The sequence below is a fragment of the Archangium violaceum genome, assembly GCF_016859125.1.
GTDB lineage: Bacteria > Myxococcota > Myxococcia > Myxococcales > Myxococcaceae > Archangium > Archangium violaceum_A.
This window is the reverse complement of record NZ_CP069338.1, coordinates 12,513,165-12,534,713: the sequence shown is the minus strand read 5'-3', so window position 1 is coordinate 12,534,713 and position 21,549 is coordinate 12,513,165. Positions and strand designations below refer to the sequence as shown.

Genomic DNA, 21,549 nt, shown 5'->3' with positions numbered 1-21,549 from the left:
CATGAGCCACGGAGCAGCTCCGACACGAGATGCGCTCGACGACAAGGTCAACCGCCTGTTCGCCGGGAAGGTGGTGCGCAAGGACCTCGTCCGAAAGGTGAAGGTCGGCGCCAACGTGCCGGTCTTCGTCCTCGAGTTCCTCCTCGGGAAGTACTGCGCATCGAGCGACGAAGTCGCGATCCAGATGGGACTCCAGGTCGTCAACGACACCCTCGCGAACAACTACATCCGCTCCGACGAGTCGATGAAGGCGCAGGCGATGGTGAAGGACCGCGGGCGCCACACCTTCATCGACAAGGTGAAGGTGCGTCTGGTCGACTCGGACTACTGGGCGGAGGTCACGAACTTCGGCCACAAGAACGTCCACGTGCCCGAGCACTACGTGCGCGACTACGAGCGCCTCGTCATGGGCGGCGTCTGGGCGCAGGTCGACATGCGCTTCGAGTACGACGAGGAGTCGAAGGGCAAGAACCCGTTCTGGATCGACAAGCTCACGCCCATCCAGATCGCGACCTTCGACCTCGAGGAGTACCGCCGTGTCCGACGCGAGTTCACGACCGACGAGTGGCTCGACCTCATGATGCGCAGCATGGGCTACGAGCCCAGCGAGATGTCGCGGCGACTGAAACTGCTCTTCCTCGTGCGCCTCATCCCGCTCGCGGAGCGGAACTACAACCTCGTCGAGCTCGGGCCGCGCGGTACGGGCAAGAGCTACGTCGTGCAGGAGGTCTCGCCGTATTCCGCGCTGCTCACCGGCGGCACCACCGTCGCCAACCTCTTCGGCCACATGAGTGGCCGCCAGAAGGGCATGGTGCAGATCTGGGACGTCGTCGGATTCGACGAGGTCGCCGACCTCCAGAAGATGCCGAAGGAGGTCATCACGACGATGAAGACCTACTGCGAGTCGGGCACCTTCCAGCGCGGGCAGGAAGCGGTTTCAGGGGACGCGAGCATCGCGATGTTCGGCAACACGAACCAGCCCGTCGACGTGATGGTGCAGACCGGCCACCTGTTCGCGCCGATGCCGGACATCATCCGCGATGACATGGCGTTCATCGACCGGATGCACTTCTACCTCCCAGGCTGGGAGATCCCAAAGATGCGCAACGAGATGTTCACGAGCCACTACGGCTTCGTCGTGGACTACCTCGCCGAGGCGCTCCGCGAGATGAGGAAGCACAACTTCACCGAGGTCATCGACCGCCACTTCTCGCTCGGCGCGCACCTCAATGCCCGCGACCGCAAGGCGGTGCGCAAGACCGTCTCGGGCCTGATGAAGATCCTCTTCCCGCACGGCGAGATCACGCAGGAGGAACTCGGCGAGATTCTCGAGCTGGCCATCGAAGGCCGCCGCCGCGTGAAGGAGCAGCTCAAGAAGATGGGCTCCTTCGAGTACTACCACACGTCCTTCAGCTACTCGGACAACGCGACCGGCGACGAGAAGTTCGTCGGTGTGCCCGAACAGGGTGGCCGCGATCTCATCTCTACCGATCCGCTCGCCCCTGGCACCGTCTACAGCGCGGGCGTCACAGCCGACGGGACCGTCGGCCTCTATCGGGTCGAGGTCTCCGTTTCGAGCGGCACGGGCAAGTTGAAGCTCGCGGGCGGCGTGGCGGGTGCGATGAAGGAGTCCGTGCAGCGAGCCTTCAGCTTTCTGCAGACGAAGAAGTCGGAGCTGGGGATCGCACGCGACCTCGACGTCTCCGACCTCCATGTCGAGGTCATCGACCTGCTCGCCAACCGCGTCGAGGCCGAGCTCGGCGTCGCCTTCTTCGTTGCGGCCTACTCGGCGCTGCGCAAGGCGCCCGTGAGCCCCGCGCTCCTCATCCTCGGGGACATGAGCGTCCAAGGGAATATCAAGCCCTTGCGCTCGCTCACCGAGCCGCTCCAGGTGGCGAAGGACAACGGCGCGAAGCGCGCCCTCATCCCCATCGAGAACAAGCGGAACTTCCTCGACGTGAGCGCCGACATCATAGAGCACGTCGACCCGATCTTCTTTGGCGACGCGAAGACCGCCGCGATGAAGGTCCTGGGGAGCTGAGTCGTGGAGGAAGCTCTCCGAGGCGCCGTTCGATGGTACCTCGGGCGCCACGAGGAATGGGCCGCCCCATTCTACTGCGACCCCGCGCGCGTCGGCGCCTTCGCGGTCGCGCCCGACGAACTCGCGGCAGGAACTGACGCAGCCATCTTCCGTCTCTTCGTCACGCTCGCGATGTACCAGGCGTTGCGCGACGTGGTGATCATGCGCCGGCAGCGGTCGCTGCCGCATGCGTCGATGCGGATCGTCGCCGATGTGGCCTGCGTGAAGCGAGCCACCACGCGCCACGCGTGCCCGACGCTTGGCTCCGTCAAAGCGTTCGAGAAGGGCTGCGACGTGACGAAGACGGACGAGAGGGTGGATTGCAAGACCTGCCCTGGCGTCCCTTGCCACGTGAAGGACGCCACCGTCGTCTTCAACCGCATGGGCGACATGGGCAAGCTCCCGACCTCGGCATGGCTCCGGCTCTGGAAGGGAGGCGGTGTGAACGTGCTGCTTGAGCGCGTGTGCCAGGTGGAGTCGTCACCCACAGAGCGGGCCGCGCTCCTCGTCGAGCACTTCGCGAGCATCCACCGGGTCGGGAGGAAACTCGCGACTATGTTCGTGAGCGCGCTCTCGACGCCGGCGCTCGCTTCAGGGCTCACGCCGTGGTTCCCAACCGTCGACGGCAACGAGTTGGTCGTGGTCGACACGAACGTCGCGCGCGCGGCCGATGCGCTTCGGGATCCGGGCGCGCCCAGGACGTACGACGCGCGCGAGAGGTGGGTGCGCGAGCAGGCCGCGAAGATCGACCTCCGCGAGTTCCGCGCCGACCTGCCACGTTACTCGCCGAGGTTCGTGCAGCAGGCGCTCTACGTGTTCTGCTCGAAGTCAAACCGTGTGGCTCAAGGGGACGCCTGCGCCGCGCGCACAACGCCTTGCGGGGGCTGCGTGCCTGCGCTGTGCCCCTTCGCGGCGTCGATGGAGAGCGCGGATGCAGTGGCCGGTTAAACGCCAGCGGCGCCGGCCCGCCCAAAGGCCCCCCGCCGTTAAATTCTCTCGGCTTTTCTCTCCCCAGGAGGCCCCAGAGAGCCCACGAAGGCTGTCCACGGACATGCTTCGAGCGCGAGATCGATTCTCTGCGTCTGCGTTGTCCCTGCTCGTCTCACGAGAGGGGAGGAGCAGAACCCGCGGAATCCTTGGGGAAAAGCCAGCAGCCCCGAGGATTGCTCCTCGGGGCCGCTGTTGAAACCCTCGGGCCTGCGTGCTCGCGTGCAGACCCAGGTAGCTCCCCGACGAGGACTCGAACCTCGGACCTAGTGATTAACAGTCACCCGCTCTACCGGCTGAGCTATCGGGGAATATGTCCGCTGCGCGTTGGCCCGTGTGGGCCGCCGCGACAACGAGGTGCTTTCTAAAGAACGGAGTCCGTCCTGTCAACATCCTGTTTTGACCCGCTGTCACGACTTCGCTCGGTTCCCTGGTCGGCGCTCGATGGTCTCGCCTCCACCGCCGCCGAGGCTCTCTCCCTGGTCCTCTCGGGCTCTCCCGCCGAGCGGGTGCTCGATCGGACCCTCCGGGCTCACCGGCTCCTCTCTCGCGAGCAGCGTCAGGCCCTCGCCGAGGTCGTCTTCAACGTCGGCCTCTGGCGCCGCCGGCTTTGCTTCCTGCTCGGCACTCCAGAGGCCACCGCTCCCTCGCTCATCTATGTCTTCCTGCACCGGCTCGCCGGTCTGCCCTCCGGAGATGCGGCCCGGCTCTCCGGGCTCGAGACGCCGCCGGCCCTTGTCTCCGAGGAGCCTCCGTCGCTCGCCCTTCGTTGGTCGCTGCCCGACTGGCTCGCGGCGCACTTCGTCCGTGAGCTCGGCCCCGCCGCCGAGGACTTCTGCGCCCACCTCAATGTCCCCGGTTCCATCACCCTCCGTGTGAATCCGCTGCGGACCACCCGTGAAGCCCTCGGGGAGCGGCTTCGCTCCGAGGGCGTCGAGACCCGGCCCGGTGCGCTCAGTCCCCTCGCGCTCCACGTCGTGGGGCCCAGGCCCAACCTCTATGGGCTCGACTCCCTCCGCGAGGGGCTCTTCGAGGTCCAGGACGAAGGCAGTCAGTTGCTCGGTCTGCTCGTCGAGGCGAGGCCCGGGGAGACGGTGCTCGATCTGTGCTCCGGTGCCGGAGGCAAGACGCTCCAGCTCGGTGCCGCCATGGAGAACCGCGGTCGGCTCCTCGCGTACGACCCGGATGCCGGGCGGCTCGACCGTCTCTTTCAGCGGTGTTCACGGGCGGGGGTCTCCATCGTCCAGGTGCTCCGCTCGCCTCCCGAGGGTGTGCTCGCCGACCGGGTGCTCGTGGATGCCCCATGCTCGGAGCTGGGCTCCCTGCGGCGCGGGCCTGATTCGCGCTTCCGCATCGACCCCTCGTCCCTGTCCGAGCTGCCTCGTGTCCAGCGCGACATCCTCGCGCGGGCGGGTCGTCTCGTGCGCCCCGGGGGCCGGCTGGTCTACGCCACCTGCACGGTGAACCGCGCGGAGAACGAGGACGTGGTCCTCGGGTTCCTGCGCGAGAGTCCCGGGTTCAGGCTCGTGCCTCCCGGGGCGGGGTGGTTGGACCCTTCGTGTGTCCGGGAGGGGTTCTTGTTCTGTGCCCCTCATTCGCACGGGACCGATGGGTTCTTCGCCGCCGTCCTGGAGCGGGCGGACGGGTAGGGGGTGGAACCCGAGGGGGCAGGCACCCTCACCCTGGCCCTCTCCCGGGGGGAGAGGGGAGGTTGTCCCTCGGACATGTCGTGTTCGAAGCTCGGAGACTCTCGCGCACCGGGTGCTATGAAGGCGCCCGTGCGTTGGCTCAAGCCCCTCCCGCTGCGTCCCCGCGACACCGTCCACGTCATCGCCCCCGCCGGCCCCTTCGATCGTCCCAGCTTCGAGGTCGGTCTCGGCGTCATCGGGCAGCGTTATTCGCCCGTCTTCCGGCCCGACCTTTATGAGTCCTGGCGCTACCTCGCCGGCACCGATGCGCGCCGCGCCGAGGAGTTCTCCCGCGCCCTCGTCGACCGTGAGGCCCGCGCCATCTTCTGTGCCCGCGGTGGCTACGGGTGCATGCGTCTGCTGCCCTCGCTCCCGCTCGCCGACATGGCTCCCACGGCGCTCGTCGGCTTCTCCGACGTCACCGCCGTCCACCTGCCGCTCCAGGGGCTCGGCCGTGTCACCATCCACGGGCCCGTGCTCACCCACCTGGGCAAGCAGCCGCCCGAGGTCCAGGAGTACCTCTTCCGTCTGCTCGAATCCCCAGAGCCTCCGCCGCCGCTCCAGGGCAAGGCCACCTTCGTCCCCGGTGTCGTCGAGGGCCCGCTCCTCGGGGGCAACCTCTCCGTCCTGTCCCGGCTGCTGGGCACCCCCTACATGCCATCGCTCGACGGGGCCATCCTGCTGCTCGAGGACGTGGGCGAGCGCCCCTACCGGCTCGACCGCATCTGGACCCATCTGATGCTCGCGGGCGTCTTCGACCGGGTGCGTGGCATCGTGCTCGGCGACTTCACCGACTGCGAGCAGAAGGCCGCTCCCTACAGCAGCGCGGATGTCCTGCGCTCGCTCGCCGAGGAGGCGGGGGTGCCGTGTGCCGCTGGCTTCCCCATCGGCCACGACATCCCCAACTACCCCGTCGCCCTTGGCACCCAGGTGCGGTTGGATGCTGGCGCCGCCCGCCTCACCTTCCTCGAAGGAGCGGTGCAGGCATGAGCAGTCACCCCATCGCGGAGCTCCAGGGTGTTCTCGAGGAGGCCGTCTCACTCGGCATCTTCCCGGCCGCGCAGGCCGTGGTGATGCACCGGGGTGCCCAGGTCTTTGGCGGCGTGGCCGGCAACGTCACCGGAGACACGCGTTTCGACCTGGCCTCCCTCACCAAGGTGCTCTGCACCACCGCGCTCTTCCTCCGCTCCTGGACCGAGGGCAAGGTCGGTCCCGAGACGCCCGTGGCCCGCTTCTACCCGGGCTCGCCCGTGGGGGACGCGGGTGCCACGGTGGCGGACCTGCTCTATCACCGCTCGGGCCTGCCGCCCTTCGTGCCCTTCTTCGCCGAGGCACTCACCTCCACGCCCGAGCTCCTCGAGCCTTCCTGTCCCTCGGCTACCCGCGCCCGAGTCCGTGAGGAGGTCATCCAGGCCGCCGCGCGCACCCCGCTCGTGGCTCCGCTGCGCACCGCCACCGCCTACAGCGACGTGGGCTTCATCCTCCTGGGAGAGATTCTGGCCCGTGCGGGAGGCGCGCCCCTGGACGTCCTCTTCTCGCGCCATGTCGCCGAGCCGCTCGGGCTCTCCGCTCGTTTCCACCGCCTCACGGACTTCCCCACGGATGGCCGCGTGGCGCCCACCGGAGCCACCCGTCCTCGGGAGCCCGCTCCCGGTCAGGACGGGATGTGGGGCGAGCTTCCCTCCCGTGCCTCGATGCCCGGCGAGGTGGATGACGACAACGCCTGGGTGATGGACGGCGTCAGCGGTCACGCGGGCCTCTTCGGCACCGCGGTGGACGTGGCCCGCTTCGGCCAGGCCGTCCTCGCCGGGTGCGCGGGGGAGCCCTCCATCGCTCCCGGTCCGCTCTGGTACCGCGCGCTGGCCAGCGATCCCATCCTGGAGGGCAGCACCCGCTCCATGGGGTTCGACTCGCCCTCCCAGGGCCTGTCCAGCGCGGGCCACTTCATCGGTGACACGCCTCCGGGCGCGGTGGGCCACCTCGGCTTCACCGGCACCAGTCTCTGGGTGGACCTGCGCCGCTCGCTCGTGGTGGCGCTCGTCACCAACCGCGTGGCGCATGGCCGCAAGGAAGTTCGCATCCGCGATTTCCGCCCCGTCTTCCACGATCTCGTCGTGCAGGCCCTCGGCCTCAGCGACCTCACCCCGAAAGCACATGGCTGACGACAACGGCAACGTCCTCGAAACCATCACCCCCGGCGCGGTGCGCCGCATCCACCTCGTCGGCGTGGCCGGAACGGGCATGGGCTCCTTCGCCGGTATGCTCAAGGCCGCTGGCTACGACGTCACCGGCAGCGACGAGAACGTCTACCCGCCCATGAGCGACATGCTCCGCGAGTGGGGCATCCAGGCGCTCACGCCCTACCGTCCGGAGAACCTCGACGTGGCGAAGCCGGACCTGGTCATCATCGGCAACGTCATCCGCCGGGTGAACCCCGAGGCCACCGCCGTGCGCGAGCGCCGCATCGCCCAGATGAGCTTCCCGGCGGCGCTGGGCTCGCTCTTCCTGGACCGGGCGCACTCCGTCGTGGTGGCCGGCACGCACGGCAAGACGACCACGTCCTCGCTGATGGCGCACGTGCTGGTGGAGGCGGGGAAGGATCCGTCCTTCCTCGTGGGCGGCGTCACGCAGAACTACTCGGGCAACTACCGGGTGGGGAAGGGGCCGCACTTCGTCGTCGAGGGCGACGAGTACGACACGGCCTACTGGGACAAGGGCTCCAAGTTCCTTCACTACCGTCCGAAGACGGCCATCCTCACCAGCGTGGAGTTCGACCACGCGGACATCTTCCGGGACTTGCCGCACTACGAGTCCACCTTCGACAAGTTCGTCCGGCTGATTCCCAAGGACGGCCGGCTGGTGGTGTGCGCCGCGTACCCCAACGCCGTGAAGCTGGCGCAAGCGTGCCAGGGCCAGGTCATCACCTACGTGGCGAAGGAGGGCGCCGAGGCGGACTACACCCCGCGCAACGTGCGTTTCGGCCCCGAGGGCGCCCGCTTCGAGGTGGTCGAGCGTGGCACCGTGCTGGGCACCGCGCTGCTGCCGCTCTCCGGCCTGCACAACGTGGAGAACACGCTCAGCGTCATCGCCGCGGCGCGTGGGCTGGGCCTGTCCTTCGAGGAGATCACCAAGGGCCTGGCCACCTTCCGCGGGGTGAAGCGCCGCCAGGAGGTGCGGGCGGAGATTGGCGGCATCCTGGTGGTGGATGACTTCGCGCACCACCCCACGGCGGTGCGGGAGACGATCGCCGCCATCCGCCACCGCTACCCGGAGCGCCGGCTGTGGGCCATCTTCGAGCCGCGCTCGAACACCAGCCGCCGCAACATCCACCAGGAGGACTACGCGCACTCCTTCACCGGGGCCACGAGGGCCAGCCTCAAGGTGCCCGAGCGTCACGACAAGGTGCCCACCGGCGAGGAACTGGACGTGCCCCGTGTCACCGAGGAGCTGAAGTCCCAGGGCATCGCCGCGGATCTCGCCTCGGACGTGCCCACGCTCGTCGAGCGCGTCGCGCGCGAGTCCCAGCCCGGTGACGTGCTGCTCGTCATGAGCAATGGCGCCTTCGGTGGGTTCATCGACAAGTTGCTCGTCGCGCTGCGGGCCCGCTTGGGGGCACAATAAGGCATGCGTCCCTTCCGCCTCGCCCTGGCCGTGCTCGCGCTCTCCGGTTGCGCGCAGAAGATGCCGTCGCTCACGGCTCCCGCGCTGGCCACCTCCCCGGGGGGGCTGGAGTCCGCGCCCACCCCGCTGGAGTTCACCGTCAAGCGCTACCCCGGTGGTGAGCCCTTCTCCATCGCCAGCGACCGGGGCAGCGTGGTGCTGCTCGACGTATGGGCCACCTGGTGCGCGCCCTGCCGCGATGCGCTCCCGATGTACCAGGATTTCGCGAAGCACTACGCCTCGCGGGGCCTGAAGGTGTACGCGCTCAACGTGGATGGGGACACCCGGGGGATTCCCGCCTTCCTCGAGGAGGCGAAGGTGACGCTGCCCGTGCTCCTCGACGCCAACGCCGAGGTGTCGGAGAAGGTGCTGCGGATCCGCGGTATGCCCACCACGGTGCTGCTTGATCGCAAGGGCGTGGTTCGCTACGTGCACGAGGGCTTCGCCGAGGAGTTCCTCTCCAAGTACCAGGCGGAGATCGAGGAACTGCTCGCCGAGCCCGCGAAGTAGACGAAGGAGGGAGGAGCCGTCATGTCGGATGAATCGCCCGCGACCCTGCGCCGCATCGCCGAGGAGGGGGCCCGGCTCGCGGGCCGCGTGCTCGCCGAGCGTTTCCAGGGCGAGCGCACCATCGAGTACAAGGGAGGTATCGATCTGGTCACCGACGCGGACCGGGCGGCCGAGGCGGCGGTGCTCGGCTTCATCCGCCAGCGCTACCCGGGCCATGCGATCCTGGCCGAGGAGAGTGGGGCCTCGAAGGGCTCGGGCCTGCGGTGGATCGTGGATCCCCTGGATGGCACCACCAACTACGCGCACCGGGTGCCGCACTTCTGTGTGAGCGTGGGGGTGGAGGGGCCGGACGGAGTGCTCGCCGGCGCCATCTACAACCCGATGCTGGACGAGCTCTTCTCCGCGGCGCGAGGGGAGGGGGCCACGCTCAACGGTCATCCCCTGAGGGCCTCGGGCACCACGGAGCTGGGGCACGCGCTGCTGTGCACGGGCTTCCCCTATGACGTGCACCAGCGGCCCGAGGGCCCGGTGGGGCTGTTGCGGCGCTTCATCGTCCGGGCGCAGGGCATGCGGCGCACGGGCAGCGCGGCGTTGGATCTGGCCTACGTGGCCGCCGGCCGCTTCGATGGCTTCTTCGAGTTCGGCCTCAAGCCCTGGGACGTGGCCGCGGGCTCGCTGCTGGTGAGCGAGGCGGGCGGGACGATGGTGCGCATCGACGGGGCCCCCTTCCAGGTGGGAATCGGCGACGTGCTCGCCTGCGCGCCGGGGCTGGCCGCGCAGCTCATCTCCGAGTCCCAGGGCTTCCTCGCCGACATCGGCTGGACGCCCCCGGCCCCGCGCGCCTGAGCGCCTAGAAGAAGCTCTCCGGCACGAAGATGATGTCGCCCGGCTGGAGGGGGAAGTTCTTCTCCACGCCGTCGCGGATGTCCTTCACCGGGACGCGAATCTTCAGCTGCTGGCCTTCCATCTGCCGCGCCACCTGGGTGCCGTTGGGCGAGGCCGTCTTGGTGAGGCCGCCGGCCAGGGTGAGCGCCTCGATGACGGTCATCCCCTCCTCGTAGGAGAACGTGCCCGGCTTCTGCACCTCGCCGAAGACGAAGACCTTCTTCGAGTTGTACTCGCGGATGACGACGGACACATCGGGGTGCTTCAGGTAGCGGGCGAGGCACTCGCGCAGCACGTCCGCGGCGGTCCCGGAGGTGCGGCCCGCGAGGTGGATCTTCCCGCACAGCGGGTAGTCGATGGTGCCCTCGGAGGAGACGGCCCAGACACCCGAATGATCGGGCTCCTGGTAGACGCGCACATCCACCAGGTCTCCCGCGCCGAGCGTGCGGCCGGTGTCGGAGGCCACGGGCGCCGAGGGCGGAGGAACGGTGGAGGCGTCGAGCGCCTGGGAGGAAGCGGGAGTGCGGCACGCCGTCAGCGCGCCGAGCAGCAATACGAGCAGGAATGGGGAGCGCATCACGGAGGCCGTCTCAATACACCACGGACACTCGAACATACCCTTCGTGGCGGGAGTAGTTGATTCCGGCGCCGCTCATCGAGGACGAACGGACTCCCAACAGGTAGCCAGCCCCGACGATGAGCCACTTCTCGAACTGGTATTGGGGGCCGATATCCAGCTTGAAGATCGTGTCGCGCCGGTCGCCCTCGAAGCTCAGGCGATCGAACGAGGCGAGTCCCCGCACGGAGAGCCGGCCTCCGAGCAGGGCCTGCGCTTCCATGTACCCGCGGTCATCTCGGAACATGCCCAGGTACGCCACGGGCTCCAGGGTGCGCGAATAGCCGGCCTTGATGCTGGCCGTCTGGCTCAGCAGGTAGTTGGCCTCCAGTTGGGCGAGGAGCGAGCTCGCCGCCACCGTGCCGAAATCCTTGCCCCAGCCCAGCGTGGCGGTCACGGAGATCTTCGGGGTCACCAGTCCCGATAGACCCGCCCGGGCGTGCATCAGCAGGGCGGTCGGAGTCCCGCCCTCGGCGTAGGTGCGCACGTTGAAGTCGGTGTCCATCACCACCGCCGTCTTCGGCAGGAAGCGCCAGCGGGCATTGAGACCCGCCCGCACGTTGCTGTAGTCGAAGGTGCTCACCAGGGCCGGATCGCACTCGGGCCCGTCGCAGCCTATCGGGCGCAGGGCGCCGGTCGCCTTGAAGTGCTCCAATCCCCAGGCCAGCTGGGGCGTCACCTCGAAGGCGCCGCCTCCGGGCCGGATCGGCACCTTCAGCTGCGCCTCGTTGTAGAGCGACAGCACGCCCGCGCCGAGCGCCACGCTGCTCGTCTGGTCCGAGCGCTGGAGGTGGTCCATCAGCTCCACCCCGATGGGTGCTTCCCTGTCGTAGGTGATGCCGAGGTCCGCCAGCGCTTCCACGCGGGACGTGTTGGTCGAGCCCGGAGCGAACAGGCCGGTGTAATGGACGTAGTCGGCGTAGCCCTTGAAGTCCACGTCCAGCCTGGAGCCGGGGAGCTCCAGCTTCAGTCCGGGACGGATGTGCATCACGGCTTCCCCGGAGAGCTGGTCCGACACCGCGGTGGGATCGACGTTACCCGGGGGAGGGAAGTAGCCGGCGGCGCTGTCGTACCGCGTCTCGAAGTCGAAGGTGAGGTGCAGCCGACCGTTACCCACCTTGAGGCCGTTACCGCCTCGCTCCGGGCTTCCCCGGAAGGTCGGAGGTTCCGCCTGTCCGAACGCCGGCCACGAGGCCAGCATCGCCAGCGTTGCCAGCAGGCACCAGGCCCTCGATGTGTTGGCAGGCTGCGTCATGAGACGATCAGTTCCCCGAGCCAGTGCTCATAGCACGCACTTCATCCGTGCTCGAAATGACTTTGCCCAGGCCCCGACGGTCACGGCCGCCTGGGGGGCTGGAAGTCAACCTGGCTGGAATCATCTAACCGCGCTGCTTGGCGGAGGGCGGACGCGGATGTCCTCGAGGGGCCTGGGCTGGGTGGGGTCTCCTCCGGGCAGGCCCTCGGGCTCCTCGACCTCCACCGACATGTTCTCGTCCGCTCGGAAAGCGAGCTGGCCGATGCACTTCTCCGCCTCGGAACGCAGCCCGGACACCTTCTGATGGGCGATCAGGACCTTGGTGTACTCGTGCTCGCTGGAGGTGTTGTCCTTCCTGGCCACCGCCTCCTGGAGCGCCACGTCGGACTGCTCGGAGATGCGCAGCAGGCCCTTGATCTGCGTGAGCTTCTCGTTGACGCAGTTGAGCTTCACCACGTCCCTGGCGCGCCGGGCCTCCTCCAGCTTGGCCAGCACGTCCCGGAGCACCTCCCGCATGGAGGTGAGGGAGTTGTTGCTGCGCTCGAGCTTCGTCACGTCCGGTACGTCGCTGGCCTTCTCCTGCAGGAAGGACGCGGGGCCGGCGGCCGGGGGTGTACGGGGGGTGGACTGGGCCTGCGCGAGCCCACTTGCGAGCACCACCGCTAGCATTCGGATGTAGCGCATGTCCTCTGCTCCAGGGCTGCGGCGAAATGTCCCGACCCTAAGAAAGGCGAGCCGGGGGTGTCAACGCGGGCTGTGGTCTCAGGCTTGCCTGGCCGTGAGGCGGGCATTGGCCTCGCGAACCCGCGCGGACAGGATTCGCGCGATGTTGATGACGACGAAGGTGAAGCCGTCTCGGTGGGTCTGGCGGAAGGTGGCCAGGTGTTGGGTGGTGAGTCGCAGCAGCACAGCCTCCGTGCGCGCCCGCACCGTGGCGGAGCGGTACTCCTTGTCGATGACGCTCATCTCCCCGAAGAAGTCCGGAGCGGTGAGCACGGTGAGCGGCCGGAGCACCCCACCGCCGTCGCCGCGGACCACCTCCACCTCGCCGCGAACGATGACGTAGAGGCTGTCACCCAGCTCTCCCTCCTCGAACACGAGCTCCCCGTCGGCATAGCGCCGCTGCTCGGCCAGCTCGGCCAGATGCGCCAACTCCGTGCTGGAGAGCATCTCGAACAGCGGCGATGCGGAAATGATGGCCAGCTTCTCCATGTCCCCGACCCCCCAGGATGCGGTGCGCTGCTCGGAGTCTACCCCGCGGGCGAGAAGACGAACGGGTAGGCCACCGAAACATCGTCGTCTGGTTTGAAGGGGAACACCCAGCCGCGGATGACCGTCCGGATGCAACTGGCCACCGCGTCATTGCCCAGGGTGTTTTCCTCGATTTCGATCTCCCCCGTCCGCCCGGTGGGCCTGATGCTGAAGCGCACCAGCACCTTGCCCTTGAGGTTGGGGTTGCGCTTGAGCTCCTTCTCGTAGCAGCCCTGGATGGACCGGAGGCGGTTCTTGACGTAGCGGGCGAGCGCGTCCCGGTCCACCTCCGAGCTCTCCACCTCGGGGGCGGAGCTGGTGACGCGGCCGGAGACCTCGACCTCCTTCTTGGAGCCCAGGTCCACCTTGCCGCCGCCGCTGGTGCCGAGGTCGCCGATGCCGGCCACCTTTCCGGTGTCACCTCCGCGGGGCCCGTTCTTGCCCACCGAGGCCTCGGTGGCGACGCCCACTCCGCCCGCGCCCGCCAGCGCCGAGGCGATGTCGCCGCTCCTGGTGCTGCCGCCGAGCACGTCCGCGAACGCGCCTCCGCTGCCACTGCCCGAGGAGCCGAGGATCTTCAACAGGCCCTTGCCCGCCACCTTCTTCGCCACCTCGGCCTTCCGGGCGGCGGCCTCCTCCGCGTTGGCGGGCCTGGAGGCCGTCTCGGCGGGCTTGTCGTCCGGGTTGCTCTCCTTGGGCTTCTTCTCCTCGGGGGCCTCCGCCTGGGCCTTGTCGGCGGCCTGCTGCTTGGGCTCCTCGGGCCTGGGCGGAGGGAGGAACACCCGGGCGAAGCGGTCATCCAGCTGATCCAGCTCCAGCTCGGGCTCGGGGGGCGGCTCGGAGGCGATGATGATCGCCGCGCCGGAGAAGTGGATGAGCAGCGAGGCGGCCAGGATGCCGAAGAACATCCGGTCCATGGTCCGCCACGAGCCGCCCTGGAGGTCCGGGGGAAGCTGCGGCTTCTCGGACTCGGGCGGGGGGGTGATGAACTGGAAGAGGAGGCGGAGATCCTTGTCGAGCTCCACCAGCCCGCGGGCGCTCTCCTGCAGGGGCAGGACGTACTGATCGCCGCGCTCCATGGCCATGCCCTGGGTGCGCAGCGTCTGGAAGTCCACGTCCGAGGAGCCGAGGTTCACCCGGCCCTTCATGTCCTCGTTGAAGACGAGGCTGTACTGGTTGGCCCGGTACTCGAAGACGGGGAAGCTGGCCGGCAGGTCCGGCAGCGGCAGCACGAGGGTGTTCTTGGGATCCTGCCCGACGGTGAAGTCACCGGGCTGGCGCAGGTGACGCTCCTCGAGGATGCGCCCGTCCTGGACGAGGCCGACGCGGAGGATCCTGCTGTGCTGAGGGGAAGCCATGGTTCTTCTCTGGGACCCTTCCTACCCTAGAAAGGTTCCTTCTCCACGCTCTTGACGACCTTGGGCGTGAAGCTCTCGGCCTTGTTGAGCTCGTCGAAGTTCAGGTTGGAGCGGGAGAGGACGTAGAAGGCCTGCGGTTTTTGGATGTGGCCCTCGACGGTGATGGCGTCCAGGCGGATGACCTTCTTCTTCTTGGTGTCCTTGTCCTTGGAGGCCGTGGACGTCGTGGACGAGGCGCCTTCCTGCGCGAGCGCGGGCGTGGCGAGCAGCAGGAGGAGGGCGAGGGCAGGGCGCATGGGCGGGCTCACTTCTTGTCCTCGGCCACTCTACCCGAGCCGGCGGCCTCGGGGGCAGGGGGAGGGGCACCGCCGGCCTTCTTCTTGTCTTCCTCGGCTTTCTGGGCCTTGCGCAGTTGCTCCCGCTTCTCGCGCTCGCGCCGACGCTCTTCCTTCTCGATGCCCTTCCTGGCGTCCTTGACGTAGGTGTCCACCCGCTCGTCCTTGCCGCCCTTCGCGCGGTACTGCTCGAAGTAGGAGAGGCTCGTCTGGAGCCGGACGAGGGTGTCCATGTCCGGGGGCTCGGCGTCGAGGTGGAGGATGGCGAGGTTGAACAGGGTGTCCGGCAGCTCCGGGGCGAGGCGGAGCACGTGCTGGTACTCGGCGAGGGCGCGGGCGAAATCACCCAGGCCGCGGTAGGCGTTGCCGAGGTTGAGCCGGGCGGAGACGAAGTCCGGGGCGGCCTGGACAGCGGCCTCGAGCTCACGGGCGGCGGCCTCGTGGTCCTGGGCCTCGTTGAGGAGGGCGCCGAGGTTGTTGCGCGCCTCGGCGAACTCCGGCTTCAGCTCCGAGGCCTTCTTGAAGGCTTCCAGGGCGGCGGGCTTCGACCCGAGCGCGAGCTGCACCAGCCCCAGGGCGTTGTGCGTGACGGCCTCGCCGGGGGCGAGGGTGCGGGCGTTCTCGAGCACCATCCTGGCCAGCTCGTATTTGCGCTCGCGGTAGTACACCTGGGCGAGCAACTGCATGGCGCGCACGTTGCGTTCCTCGGCCTTGAGGACGCGCTTGGCCTCGGTGGCGGCCGCGTCGAGCTTCTTCTGGCACAGCAGGGCCTGGACGAGCGCGATGCGCGGGGCGACGGCGCCCGGCGTGGCCTGGAGCTGCTCACGCAGCGAGGACTCGGCCTGGGCGGCGCGTCCGGTGCGGCACTGGAGGCGGGTGAGGTTGTCCCAGGCGGCCTGCTGGTCCGGCTTCAGCGTCAGCGCCTGCCGGTAGGAGCGCTCGGCCTCGTCGTTGCGGCCCATGCGCTCCTGGACGATGCCGAGGTTCGTCCATGCGCGGTCGTCCTTCGGGCGGCGCTCGGCCTGGGTCTTGTACGAGGACTCCGCCGCGGGAGGCGCCTTCTTTCCGGTGTCCCGGGTCGGCTGCTTCTCCAACGTGGCGGCCGGTGGGGTGCCCGTGTCCGGGGTGCTCGTGTCCGGGGTGCTCGTGTCCGAGGGTTTCGTGGGCGGGGCGTCCGTCCCGGCCTCCGGGCCGGGCCCGGGCGTGGTGGCGCAGGCCAGCGAGAGCAGCAGCAGGCCCGGGGCGAGCAGTCGGCGCATGCTCACTGTCCACCTTCCAGGGGGCCCTCGGGGTAGAGCAGATCCGAGGCGATGGCGTCCTTGGGCTCCTTGAGCACCGGATACTCCTTGGGCCGGAAGCGGTGGAGCGATTCGAGCGTCTTCTTCGTCCACTCGTTGGAGATACGGCTCTTGCGTGCCTCCTGGAGGGTGGCGGCGTAGCTCTCGACGGCCGCGTCCTCCAGCGTCGCGGTCTGCTGGGAGAGCAGATCCTGGTAGGCGACCACGGCCTCCTCGCCGAGCCGCTTCACGTCGGGTGGGACGGGCGTCTCGATGATGGTGTTGGCGAAGCGCTCCAGGGCGTAGCCACGGCGGTAGAGCGCGGCGAGCGTCCACTCCAGCCGCTTGTAGGGGAAGACGCGGGCGTAGGCGTCATTGACGGACTTCACCGCGGTGCGCTTGGCGGTGAAGCTGCGCTCGAGGGCCTTGCCCTTGCCGCCGATCTTCAGCGCGTCGAACCTGCGCAGCTCCGCCTCGGCGAGGTGGAAGCGGCTGTAGGCGGCGGCGTCCGCGGCGCGCGGGTGGGTGTCCGGCTGGAGCTTGCGGCGGTCGAACTCGTCGGCGGAGGCCGCGTAGGCGCGCAGGGCCTCCTTCTCGTTCTTCTGCTTCGCCCACGCGTCGCCGATGCGGCGCCGGGCCTCCACCACGAGCTCCACCTGCGCGGGCTGGGAGGCGAACTTGCGCACGAAGGACTCCAGCGCGCGGATCTCCCCCTTCCAGTCCTGCTGCTTCTCGAGGATGAGCGCGGCCTGGTACTGGTTGCGCGGGGCGTCCTCGGCCTTGGGGAAGAGCTCGGCGTAGCGTTGGAAGGCGGCGGCGGCCTCGGCGTAGCGCTGCTGACCCTCGAGCAGGCGCGCGGCGTTGAAGAGCGCGGCCTCGCGGTCCTTCGAGGCGGGGTAGTCCTTCACCAGCTTCTGGTAGCTGTCCACCGCCTTGTCGAAGTCGTACGAGTTCTCCGCGTTCACCGCCACGCGGAAGAGGGCTCCGTCGGCGAGCGGCGAGGAGGGGTACTCGCGGAAGATGCGCTCGTAGAGCTTGAGGGCCGAGTCGAAGCGCTGGGTCTTCTCATAGGCCACGGCGGCGTTGTTGAGGGCCTTGTCGGCGAACTCGTGGCGCGGGGCCTCGTCGACGAGCTCGATGTACTTGGCGGCGGCCTCCTCGTACTTCCCCTCGGCGAGGAGCTGGTCGGCGAGCTTGAAGCGGCCGGCGAGCTTGAAGCGGACCAGGTCCTTGTGGAGGTCGCTCGTGGGATCGATGACGTCCTTGTTGTTGGCGAGCTTGCCGCTGACCTCCTCGACGCTCTTCCAGTCCTGGTCGATGAGGAAGCTCTCCACGATGAGGTTGGTGGAGAAGCGGGCCACCTCGTGCTGGGGCCAGGCCTTCACGATGGCCTCGAAGCGCCGGCGCGCCTCGGGGAAGTCGTCGTGGGCGTAGTACAGCTCCGCCGCCTTGTAGGCGAGGGTGGGGTTGCGCTCGCTCGTGGGGAGCTTCGCCACGTGGATGTCCGAGGCGGCCACCAGCTTCGCCTCGAGCGGGGTGAGCGGGGTGGGCGTGACGGCGCGGCCCTCGGGGCGCTCGGTGGAGCGCAGCGGCGTGGGCTCGGGCTGCTTGCCCGCCTTGATGTCCACCTCGAGCTGCTTCTGCCAGGCGAGCACCGCGCTGAAGGCCGACTCGGCGAAGTACTTGTTGCCCAGGGTCGAGTCGCGCACCGCCTCGTAGTGCCGGGCCGCCTCGGCGAACCGCAGCGAGTTGTAGAGACACTCGGCGGCGTAGAACTCGATCTCGTAGGCGTTCTTGCTGCGAGGGAAGCGCTCCAGGTACTTGCCGTAGCCGGTGGCGGCCATCTCGAAGCTCGCCTTGGCCTGGTCGACCTTGCCCTCCTGCTTGAACACGAGCGCCTGCTGGTGGTGGTAGATGGCGCTGGAGTAGAGGCTCTTCTCCGTCAGGTCGTTCGCGGTGGCCAGCACGTCCGGATCGCGCTGGTGCTTCTGGTACCAGGCGGAGCCGGGCGAGTAGAGCTCGGAGAGCTTCTGGGCCTCGGCGGAGGACTCGGTCAGCTTGCGGTCGCGCTCGTACGCCTGGACGATCCTCTGTTGGAGCAGGGGGGCGTCCGGTGCGAGGGGCTCCTTTTCCAGCACCAGCCGCCAGGCCGCGATGGCCGCCTCGTGGTTGGTCTGGTCGAAGTAGACATCCCCCAGGCGCCGATACAGCTCGGGCTCGTAGGGGCGGGGGCCGATCCGCGCGAAGTACGCCCGGGCCTTGTCGAGGCCGCCCCACTGCTCGTCGGCGAAGGAGATGGCCGTGTACTGGAGCGCCTCGGTGCGCAGGTCTCCGCCGGCGTCACTGCCCGTGGCGGCACGCTGGGCCTCATAGAAGTCCACCAGCGCGATGAAGCGATCGACCGCCTCGTCGAAGCGGTCCAGGCGGTAGTACGTCCACCCCAGTTTGTAGAGGGCCCTGTCGTAGAGCGGGTGCGAGGTGTTGCGGATGGCGGCTTCGTACGCCTCGGCCGCCTGGGGGAGCGTGTCCGGGTTGTCGAAGTAGTACTCGCCGATGCGGACCCACGCCTCGGTGGCGAAGCGGCTCTTGGGGTAATGGGTGATGATCTGCTGATAGGCGACGCGGCCCTCTTCGAAGGCCCGCTGCTCCTGCAGGCAGTAGCCGAGCAGGTACCAGGCGCCGTCGTTGAGCCGGTAGTCCGGGAAGCGGGAGAGCAGCTGCCGGTAGAGCGCGATGGACGGGTTGAAGTCCACCTGCGGCTCGGCGGGGGGCTCGGCGTTCTCGGGGAGGGTGCGCAGCTTCTCCTGGTGTTCGCGCATGGCGACGTTGTGCGCGTCGCTGGAGCGCTCGAAGTACAGCTCCGCCAGACGGAACATCACGTCCGGCGTGTAGCGCTGCTCGTCGGGGTAGCGCCGGAGGAACTCCTCGAAGCGCGCGATGGCTTCCTGCCGCTCCTGACGCTCCTGGACCTCCAGGTGCGAGAGCGTCTGCTCGTACGCCTCCGACAGCCGATCGCGCCGCTCCTGGTACTTCTTCTCGATGAGGCGCTGCACCTCGCGCTTGTATTCGCGCGACTCCTCCTCGTAGCGCTGGACGGCCTCGCTGAGCTCCTCCAGCAGCTTCTCCTGCTCGGGCGTGCGGCCCAGGCCCGCGAAGCGCGAGCGCACCGGTTGCTGCTGGGGCGCGGCGGCGGCCGGCTCGGGACGCGCCGGGTCCTGCGCGGCGGCCCGCGCGGTGGCCAACGTCAGGAGGGTGAGCAGCAGGGGGCGGCGCATCTAGTTCACATCCTTGAGGACTTCCTCGAACTCCTTCTCCAGGGAGCGCAGCTCCTCGTCCTTCTGCACGGACAGCTGCTGGATTTCTGTCGTCTTGTCCTGCTTGCGCGTGAAGGCCACGTCCACCAGCCCCACGTCCGCCTTGAGGACCAGGTCATAGAACTGCTTGCGTACCTTCTGGATGCTCTCGAAGGCGATGCGGCCCACCAGGTGGCGCGCGCTGCCCGTCACGCTGGCCACCTCCTGGTGGTAGTCCTGGAGGAGCTTCTGCTCGGCCAGCACCTTGTCGCGGATGACCCTGCCGCGCTGCTCCACCTGGGCACGCAGCACCTGCCGGGCCACCTCCACCCGGGCGCGCAGGGCGTCGGAGCGCTGGCGCGTCTCGTGGGTCCGGGCCACCAGCGCCGCGTCGTCTCCAGACAGCCGCTGCTCGGCCGCGGCCATGAGCGCGTGCTCGCGGCGCAGGGTCTCCCGGTACTGCTCGCGCAGCACGTGCTCTCCCGAGACGTAGGCGTTGGAGGAGGCGCGCTCGTCCGCCAGGCGCGAGCGCAGCCGTTGCAGCTCGTCCTGGAGCGCCCGCGCCGTCTGTTCCTCGTTGCGCAGCTGGGTGAGGAACTCCTTCTCCTCCTCGGGAGTGGCCTGGCTCTCCTCGCGCGTGTCGTCCAGCCACTTGCGCACCGCGGTGGCGATGGCGTTCATGCTCTGCAGCTCGAAGCCCAGCTGGAAGGCCTCGCGGTCCAGCTCGTCCACCCGGTCCTGCATCCGCTGCTGACGTGCCTTCAGCTCCTCCTGGTTGGTGGGAAGGGTGGCCAGGCGTTTGCCCAGGGCCTCCCGCTCGTGGCGCACGCCCTCCAGCGCGGTGCGCTCCTCGGGGGTGAGCTTGTCGCGCAGCACGTCCCCCTCCACCTGCACCAACCACTGCTCCGAGCGCACGAGCGCGCTGTCCACCGCGTCCGCCCGGAGGTAGCCCTCCTGCAATTCGGGGAACACCTCGAGGCCGCGCTCGTCCAGGGCCAGGAGGATGCGCGTGGCGATGGCCTTCGACTCCTCCACGCCCTGCTGGCTGCTGTCGATGTCCTTCTGCATCCGCAGCGCGTCCGCCACCTCCTTCTGCGTGGTGGCGAACTTGAGCGCCATCGGCGGCAGCAGCGTGGTGATGTCCAGGGTGCGCTCGTTGCGCGCCAGCAGGTTGTCGAAGTACGCGATGGGGTCCTGGTTCTCCCTCAGCAGCCCGTCCACCTGGTCGCGCACCGGCTTGTAGGTGCCGATGACGCCCTCATACGTGGAAGTGGCCTCGTCGTAGTTCCTCAGCTTGAGCTGCAGGTGTCCCTGGAGCAGGCGGGCCTCGGGGGCGAGGGTGGACTCGGGCCCCACCAGCAGGAGCATGTCCGTGGCGTTCTTCGCCTTCGCGAAGTCCCCCTTCTTCACGTGCACCCAGGCCATCTCGTAGAGCGAATCCACGAAGGACTCGCTCTCGCGCGGAACCTCCGCGTAGCGGTCGAGCGCCTCGTCGTAGCGGCCCAGCTCGTAGAGCAGCCGCGCCAGCGAAAGACTGGCCAGCTCCTTCAGGCGCACGAGCTCCGGCTGCTCGGGCGTGCCGGCCGCCAGGGGGCGGAACTGCTCCACGGCGCCCGCGTAGTCGCCGGCCTGCACGGACAGCACACCCAGGAAGTACGCGCTCTGCTTCTGGAAGCGTCCACCGGCCGTCCGGGCCAGCGGCTCGAAGGCGGCTCGGGCCCGCTCCCGCCGCTGGTCATCCGGCAGGTCCGTCCGCTTGAAGAGCCACTTGGCGTAGACGTACTCGAGCTCCGGAGGCAGCTGGCCGCCCGACAGGCTCCGGGCCCGTTCGATGTACTCGTCGAGTCCCGTGAACTGGTTGAGCCGACTGGCGACCTCCAGGTAGCGCACGAGCGCTTCCCGGTAGTGGCTCGTGTGGGGGAGCGTGAGCAGCTCGCGCAGGTAGATGCGCGCGGCGATGTAGTTCTGCTGCTGGTAGAGCGAGTCCGAGAGGTAGAAGAGCGCGTCCGGGTAGCGCGGGTTGTCGCGGAACCGGGGGTCTCCCACCAGGTCGTAGAAGAGCACCGACGCGGCGGGCCAGTCGCCCAGCAGGTATTGAATCTCCCCGTCGGAGAAGCGCCGCAGCTGCATCTCCGTCTCACCGGGCTCGGGACGCTGGGTGTACTGCGTCTCGACGAAGCGGAGGTTCTCCTCGGCCGCCTGGAGCTGACCGGACACCTGCTGCAGGCGCGAGGACAGCTCCTTGACGGAGGGGCGGGAGACGGGCGAGGCCTCCGCGGCATGCGCGGAACCAGGAGCCACGAGCGTGGCCGCCGCGAGCAGCAGGGCATGGAGGCGCGACGTACCCAAGGCCG

The 21,549-nt window shown here is 68.8% G+C and carries 17 protein-coding genes and 1 tRNA gene; 8 read left to right on the top strand and 10 right to left on the bottom strand.

Features of this window, described 5'->3' with window-relative positions:
* Position 1: 1 nt before the first annotated feature.
* Positions 2–2,041, top strand: coding sequence for a protease Lon-related BREX system protein BrxL (gene brxL, locus JQX13_RS52975; protein ID WP_203406937.1), 2,040 nt, complete (start codon positions 2–4; stop codon positions 2,039–2,041).
* Positions 2,042–2,044: 3 nt separating this feature from the next.
* Positions 2,045–3,028: a hypothetical protein gene (locus tag JQX13_RS52970; protein ID WP_203406936.1), complete on the top strand. Its 984-nt coding sequence runs from the start codon at positions 2,045–2,047 to the stop codon at positions 3,026–3,028.
* Positions 3,029–3,305: 277 nt separating this feature from the next.
* Here the strand turns inward: JQX13_RS52970 and JQX13_RS52965 are convergent.
* Positions 3,306–3,378: transfer RNA gene (locus tag JQX13_RS52965), tRNA-Asn, on the bottom strand.
* A 198-nt stretch (positions 3,379–3,576) separates the two neighbouring features.
* Here JQX13_RS52965 and JQX13_RS52960 point away from each other — a divergent pair.
* From JQX13_RS52960 to JQX13_RS52935, 6 genes are all read left to right on the top strand, one after another.
* Positions 3,577–4,716 (top strand): RsmB/NOP family class I SAM-dependent RNA methyltransferase, encoded by a 1,140-nt coding sequence (locus JQX13_RS52960; protein ID WP_239014410.1) that lies wholly within the window; start codon positions 3,577–3,579, stop codon positions 4,714–4,716.
* 117 nt (positions 4,717–4,833) lie between these two features.
* On the top strand, positions 4,834–5,745 hold the full coding sequence (locus JQX13_RS52955) for a S66 peptidase family protein (RefSeq protein WP_203406935.1): 912 nt from the start codon (positions 4,834–4,836) through the stop codon (positions 5,743–5,745).
* Entirely contained in the window at positions 5,742–6,917 is a 1,176-nt protein-coding gene (locus JQX13_RS52950) for a serine hydrolase domain-containing protein (protein ID WP_203406934.1), read from the top strand. The genes JQX13_RS52955 and JQX13_RS52950 overlap by 4 nt, the downstream gene beginning before the upstream one ends.
* Positions 6,910–8,376, top strand: coding sequence for a UDP-N-acetylmuramate:L-alanyl-gamma-D-glutamyl-meso-diaminopimelate ligase (mpl, locus tag JQX13_RS52945; RefSeq protein ID WP_203406933.1), 1,467 nt, complete (start codon positions 6,910–6,912; stop codon positions 8,374–8,376). The genes JQX13_RS52950 and mpl overlap by 8 nt, the downstream gene beginning before the upstream one ends.
* A gap of 3 nt (positions 8,377–8,379) precedes the next feature.
* Positions 8,380–8,925 (top strand): TlpA family protein disulfide reductase, encoded by a 546-nt coding sequence (locus tag JQX13_RS52940; protein WP_203406932.1) that lies wholly within the window; start codon positions 8,380–8,382, stop codon positions 8,923–8,925.
* A gap of 21 nt (positions 8,926–8,946) precedes the next feature.
* On the top strand, positions 8,947–9,771 hold the full coding sequence (locus JQX13_RS52935) for an inositol monophosphatase family protein (RefSeq protein WP_203406931.1): 825 nt from the start codon (positions 8,947–8,949) through the stop codon (positions 9,769–9,771).
* Between the two features lie 4 nt (positions 9,772–9,775).
* Here JQX13_RS52935 and JQX13_RS52930 read toward each other — a convergent pair whose 3' ends face one another.
* The 9 genes from JQX13_RS52930 to JQX13_RS52890 form a co-directional block, all read right to left on the bottom strand.
* Positions 9,776–10,387, bottom strand: a complete 612-nt coding sequence (locus JQX13_RS52930; RefSeq protein ID WP_203412621.1) for a polysaccharide biosynthesis/export family protein — start codon at positions 10,385–10,387, stop codon at positions 9,776–9,778.
* Positions 10,388–10,400: 13 nt separating this feature from the next.
* Positions 10,401–11,681: a hypothetical protein gene (locus tag JQX13_RS52925; RefSeq protein WP_203406930.1), complete on the bottom strand. Its 1,281-nt coding sequence runs from the start codon at positions 11,679–11,681 to the stop codon at positions 10,401–10,403.
* 120 nt (positions 11,682–11,801) lie between these two features.
* On the bottom strand, positions 11,802–12,365 hold the full coding sequence (locus JQX13_RS52920) for a hypothetical protein (protein WP_203406929.1): 564 nt from the start codon (positions 12,363–12,365) through the stop codon (positions 11,802–11,804).
* Between the two features lie 78 nt (positions 12,366–12,443).
* Positions 12,444–12,893 carry a cyclic nucleotide-binding domain-containing protein gene (locus tag JQX13_RS52915; RefSeq protein ID WP_203406928.1) on the bottom strand — a complete coding sequence of 150 codons (450 nt, stop codon included), beginning with the start codon at positions 12,891–12,893 and terminating at the stop codon, positions 12,444–12,446.
* 38 nt (positions 12,894–12,931) lie between these two features.
* Positions 12,932–14,290 carry an AgmX/PglI C-terminal domain-containing protein gene (locus tag JQX13_RS52910; RefSeq protein ID WP_203406927.1) on the bottom strand — a complete coding sequence of 453 codons (1,359 nt, stop codon included), beginning with the start codon at positions 14,288–14,290 and terminating at the stop codon, positions 12,932–12,934.
* A gap of 26 nt (positions 14,291–14,316) precedes the next feature.
* Positions 14,317–14,586, bottom strand: coding sequence for a hypothetical protein (locus tag JQX13_RS52905; protein WP_203406926.1), 270 nt, complete (start codon positions 14,584–14,586; stop codon positions 14,317–14,319).
* A gap of 8 nt (positions 14,587–14,594) precedes the next feature.
* Positions 14,595–15,884: a tetratricopeptide repeat protein gene (locus JQX13_RS52900; RefSeq protein WP_203406925.1), complete on the bottom strand. Its 1,290-nt coding sequence runs from the start codon at positions 15,882–15,884 to the stop codon at positions 14,595–14,597.
* A gap of 2 nt (positions 15,885–15,886) precedes the next feature.
* The gene (locus JQX13_RS52895; protein ID WP_203406924.1) at positions 15,887–19,177 is read right to left on the bottom strand and encodes a tetratricopeptide repeat protein; all 3,291 of its coding nucleotides are present in this window, start codon (positions 19,175–19,177) and stop codon (positions 15,887–15,889) included.
* Positions 19,178–21,544, bottom strand: a complete 2,367-nt coding sequence (locus JQX13_RS52890) for a tetratricopeptide repeat protein (RefSeq protein ID WP_203406923.1) — start codon at positions 21,542–21,544, stop codon at positions 19,178–19,180.
* Positions 21,545–21,549 lie beyond the last annotated feature (5 nt).

Bases quoted from the DNA above. Each gene is read 5' to 3' on its own strand.
- JQX13_RS52935 (WP_203406931.1), top strand. From the start codon at position 8,947: ATGTCGGATGAATCGCCCGCGACCCTGCGCCGCATCGCCGAGGAGGGG.
- JQX13_RS52940 (WP_203406932.1), top strand. From the start codon at position 8,380: ATGCGTCCCTTCCGCCTCGCCCTGGCCGTGCTCGCGCTCTCCGGTTGC.
- JQX13_RS52920 (WP_203406929.1), bottom strand. From the start codon at position 12,365: ATGCGCTACATCCGAATGCTAGCGGTGGTGCTCGCAAGTGGGCTCGCG.
- JQX13_RS52910 (WP_203406927.1), bottom strand. From the start codon at position 14,290: ATGGCTTCCCCTCAGCACAGCAGGATCCTCCGCGTCGGCCTCGTCCAG.
- JQX13_RS52900 (WP_203406925.1), bottom strand. From the start codon at position 15,884: ATGCGCCGACTGCTCGCCCCGGGCCTGCTGCTGCTCTCGCTGGCCTGC.
- JQX13_RS52930 (WP_203412621.1), bottom strand. From the start codon at position 10,387: ATGCGCTCCCCATTCCTGCTCGTATTGCTGCTCGGCGCGCTGACGGCG.
- JQX13_RS52925 (WP_203406930.1), bottom strand. From the start codon at position 11,681: ATGACGCAGCCTGCCAACACATCGAGGGCCTGGTGCCTGCTGGCAACG.
- JQX13_RS52950 (WP_203406934.1), top strand. From the start codon at position 5,742: ATGAGCAGTCACCCCATCGCGGAGCTCCAGGGTGTTCTCGAGGAGGCC.
- JQX13_RS52955 (WP_203406935.1), top strand. From the start codon at position 4,834: ATGAAGGCGCCCGTGCGTTGGCTCAAGCCCCTCCCGCTGCGTCCCCGC.
- JQX13_RS52895 (WP_203406924.1), bottom strand. From the start codon at position 19,177: ATGCGCCGCCCCCTGCTGCTCACCCTCCTGACGTTGGCCACCGCGCGG.
- JQX13_RS52905 (WP_203406926.1), bottom strand. From the start codon at position 14,586: ATGCGCCCTGCCCTCGCCCTCCTCCTGCTGCTCGCCACGCCCGCGCTC.
- mpl (WP_203406933.1), top strand. From the start codon at position 6,910: ATGGCTGACGACAACGGCAACGTCCTCGAAACCATCACCCCCGGCGCG.
- JQX13_RS52915 (WP_203406928.1), bottom strand. From the start codon at position 12,893: ATGGAGAAGCTGGCCATCATTTCCGCATCGCCGCTGTTCGAGATGCTC.
- brxL (WP_203406937.1), top strand. From the start codon at position 2: ATGAGCCACGGAGCAGCTCCGACACGAGATGCGCTCGACGACAAGGTC.